Annotated in this window: 5 protein-coding genes; all 5 read left to right on the forward strand. The window is 64.6% G+C overall.

Features of this window, described 5'->3' with window-relative positions; all coding sequences use genetic code 11:
* The coding region (locus HV675_RS31935) for a tannase/feruloyl esterase family alpha/beta hydrolase (protein ID WP_175115448.1) at positions 1 to 795 on the forward strand (795 nt) is incomplete at its 5' end.
* 273 nt (positions 796 to 1,068) lie between these two features.
* Positions 1,069 to 1,935, forward strand: a complete 867-nt coding sequence (locus HV675_RS31940; protein ID WP_175115449.1) for an STAS domain-containing protein — start codon at positions 1,069 to 1,071, stop codon at positions 1,933 to 1,935.
* 11 nt (positions 1,936 to 1,946) lie between these two features.
* Positions 1,947 to 2,303 carry an STAS domain-containing protein gene (locus HV675_RS31945; protein ID WP_175115450.1) on the forward strand — a complete coding sequence of 119 codons (357 nt, stop codon included), beginning with the start codon at positions 1,947 to 1,949 and terminating at the stop codon, positions 2,301 to 2,303.
* A 20-nt stretch (positions 2,304 to 2,323) separates the two neighbouring features.
* The gene (locus tag HV675_RS31950) at positions 2,324 to 2,749 is read left to right on the forward strand and encodes an anti-sigma regulatory factor (RefSeq protein WP_175115451.1); all 426 of its coding nucleotides are present in this window, start codon (positions 2,324 to 2,326) and stop codon (positions 2,747 to 2,749) included.
* Positions 2,734 to 3,175, forward strand: a 442-nt coding sequence (locus tag HV675_RS31955) for an ATP-binding protein (RefSeq protein WP_175115452.1), incomplete at its 3' end; no start/stop codon positions are given. The genes HV675_RS31950 and HV675_RS31955, both read left to right, overlap by 16 nt.

Raw genomic sequence — 3,175 nt, forward strand, 5'->3', positions numbered from 1 at the left:
CCGCGCGGCGAACGCGCGAGCGCGCACGGCAAGCCGGCCGGCGATGCGGAGCGCCAAACTGCGGGCGATAACTGTCTGACCAATACGCAACTCGCCACACTCTTCGCACTACGCGACGGCTTGACGCTGCCGTACCGTCTTGCGTGGGATGTCGGCGGCTACCATGGCTACAACGTGTTTCAGGGTACGCGCCTGACAGGCGGACTCGGACTCGGACGCGAGCCCGAGCGCGAACCGTCGCCAACCTTCGCGACCAACGGCTATCTGTTCGCGCAGGGCGACGGCTATCTTCGCTACTTCGTCGCACAGGACGCATCGTTCGACGCGCTGGGCTTCGACGTGCTGCATCCGGGCCGCTACCAGTCGCAACTGGTCGAGCTGTCGGAGACGATCGGCGCGATGAATCCGGACCTGTCGCGCTATATCGCGCGCGGCGGCAAGCTGATTACGCTGCAGGGCCTCGCCGATGAAGTGATCAGCCCGAACCAGACAATCGCTTACCGCGACGCGCTCGTTGCGCGCTACGGGCAGGCGCGCGTTGATTCGTTTCTGCGGCTCTACATGGTGCCGGGCTATCAGCACGGCAGCGGCGTGTTCGTGCCGTCCGTCGATCTGCTCGGCGCGCTCGATGACTGGGTGACGCATGGCGTAGCGCCGGAAACGCTGGTCGCGACCGATATCGCCGCCGCCACCAACGGCCGCACGCGGCCGCTCTGCCGCTATCCGCTGATTCCGCGCTATGCGGGCGCAGGCGACATGAATCGCGCGAGCAGTTTCGTGTGCTCCGAGCCCTGAGCCTGTCAGCGCACTCGCACCGAACACCGGGAGCGTCCGCAACACCGGGTCGTTCGGCCCACCGTCTCATACGCTGCGTCATTGCATAACCGCCGCATTTTGTCCGCAATTCACAGCGCGCCCTGTACTATTGGTTGCCCACGCAATGAGTTAGCGTGAATACGCCGCTACGCTCCGCGAATTCGGTAATGTTTGCCCTGCAGCATGCGCGCAAACGATTTGCGCGAAAGTAAATCAAGCAATACTTACTTGTAATTTTTCACCGGAGAATCCATGAACCAAGCGAAAGGCGCCGCTCTGGTCGACATGCTCACGCTGCATCGAGACACGCTGTTGAACGACTGGCTGAACCAGCATCTGTCCGTCGCGCTGCGTCGCGGGCTGACCACCGAAGCGGAAATGGCCGATCAGTTCCGCAATTTCCTGAACGTGTTCATCGACACGCTGCGCAGCGCCGATACATTCGATGCGAGCCGTCCCGAATGGGAGCCGGTGCGCGCGTTTCTCGCGGAGGTGTCGGCGCATCGCGCGCGGCTGGGTTTCACGCCGGCGGAAACCGCGACCTTCGTGTTCTCGCTGAAGCAGCCGCTCTACACGCGTCTGCGCAGCGAATTGAAGGACGACCCGGCGGCGCTTGCCGAAATCAGCTGGTCGGTGAACCTGCTGCTCGACGCGTTCGGCCTTTACACGACCGAAGTATTCCAGCGCAGCCGCGAAGCGGTCATCCTGCGCCAGCAGGAAGAGCTGCTCGAACTGTCGACGCCGGTCGTGCAATTGTGGGAAGGCATTCTCGCGCTGCCGCTTATCGGCACGCTCGATTCGGCGCGCACGCAGGTCGTGATGGAAAGCCTGCTGGAGAAGATCGTCGATACCGGCGCGGTGATCGCGATCATCGACATCACCGGCGTGCCGACCGTCGATACGCTCGTCGCGCAACATCTGTTGAAGACCGTCGCCGCAGCGCGGCTGATGGGCGCCGATTGCATCATCAGCGGGATTCGCCCGCAGATCGCGCAGACCATCGTGCATCTGGGCGTCGATCTCACCAACGTCACGACCAAATCGACGCTTGCCGATGCGTTCATCGTTGCGTTGCAGCGCAGCGGCTCGAGCCTGTCGCCGCACGTCGTCGCGAAGTGAGGCAACCCGCCATGGACCGCATTCCGATTTTGCGGATGGGCGACTGCCTGATCGTCGCGATTCAGGTCGATATGCACGACCGCCTCGCCATTGCATTGCAGGACGACCTGACCGCGCGCATCGTGAAAGATGGCGCGAAGGGCGTGCTGATCGACATCTCCGCGCTCGACATCGTCGATTCGTTTATCGGCCGGATGATCAGCAATACCGCGGCCATGGCGACCGTGCTCGACGCCGAGACGGTGGTGGTCGGCATGCAGCCGTCGGTCGCGATCACGCTGGTCGAACTCGGCCTCACGCTGACCGGCGTGCGCACCGCGCTCAACGTCGAGCGTGGCATGGCGCTGCTGCAGCAGCGCCGCCGTTGATGCGCGCGAGGGACGCACTTATGGACCCAACCGGCGTTACGGTCACGATGTCAATGGAGATCGGCTTGCGCTCGGACCAGGAAATCGTCCGGCTGCGGCAAGCCGTGCGCGACCAGGCAATCGCGCAAGGCTTTTCGCTCGTCGATCAGACGAAGTTCGTCACCGCCGCGAGCGAGCTGGCACGCAATACGCTGCTGTATGGCGGCGGCGGGGACGCGCATCTGAGCGTGCTCGTCAACGGTACGCGCAAAGGGCTGCGGGTTTCCTTCATCGATCAGGGAGCCGGCATTGCCGATATCGAGCGCGCTTTGCAGGACGGTTTTACCAGCGGTTCGGGTCTCGGACTCGGGCTCGGCGGCGCACGGCGCCTGTCCGACGAATTCGAGATTCACTCGCAGCCGGGTAAGGGCACGACGGTCACGATCACAAAATGGAAACATCGCTAAGCGGTTTGCGCGGAATGCACGCGTCGTTTGACATTGCCGACGCGAGCAGCGTGGCGTTCGCGCGCCGCGGCGCGGGCGAAGCGGCGCAGAAGTGCGCATTGAACGAGACCGACGTCGGCCGGCTCGCGCTGATCGTCACCGAGGCGGCGACGAATATCCTGAAGCACGCGCAGCACGGTGAAGTACTGGTGCGCGAACTGCCGCCGCACGGCAATGGCGGCGCGCCCGGCGGGTCGGGCGGTGTCGAGGTGCTCGCGATCGATCGCGGCCCCGGCATCGCGGACGTGCGCGCCGCGTTCGACGACGGCCGCTCGACGGTCGGCACGTCGGGCACCGGCCTCGGCGCGATCCGGCGTTTGTCGGACGAGCTGTCGATTTACTCCCAGCCGCGCCTGGGCACGATCGTGCGCGCGGCCGTGCGCAGCC

Origin of the sequence: Paraburkholderia solisilvae, from assembly GCF_902859875.1 — a bacterium.
GTDB classification, from domain to species: Bacteria; Pseudomonadota; Gammaproteobacteria; order Burkholderiales; family Burkholderiaceae; genus Paraburkholderia; species Paraburkholderia solisilvae.

What these genes read in the sequence shown, in the direction of transcription:
- HV675_RS31940 (WP_175115449.1), top strand. Translation starts at nt 1,069, where the DNA reads ATGAACCAAGCGAAAGGCGCCGCTCTGGTCGACATGCTCACGCTGCAT.
- HV675_RS31945 (WP_175115450.1), top strand. Translation starts at nt 1,947, where the DNA reads ATGGACCGCATTCCGATTTTGCGGATGGGCGACTGCCTGATCGTCGCG.
- HV675_RS31950 (WP_175115451.1), top strand. Translation starts at nt 2,324, where the DNA reads ATGGACCCAACCGGCGTTACGGTCACGATGTCAATGGAGATCGGCTTG.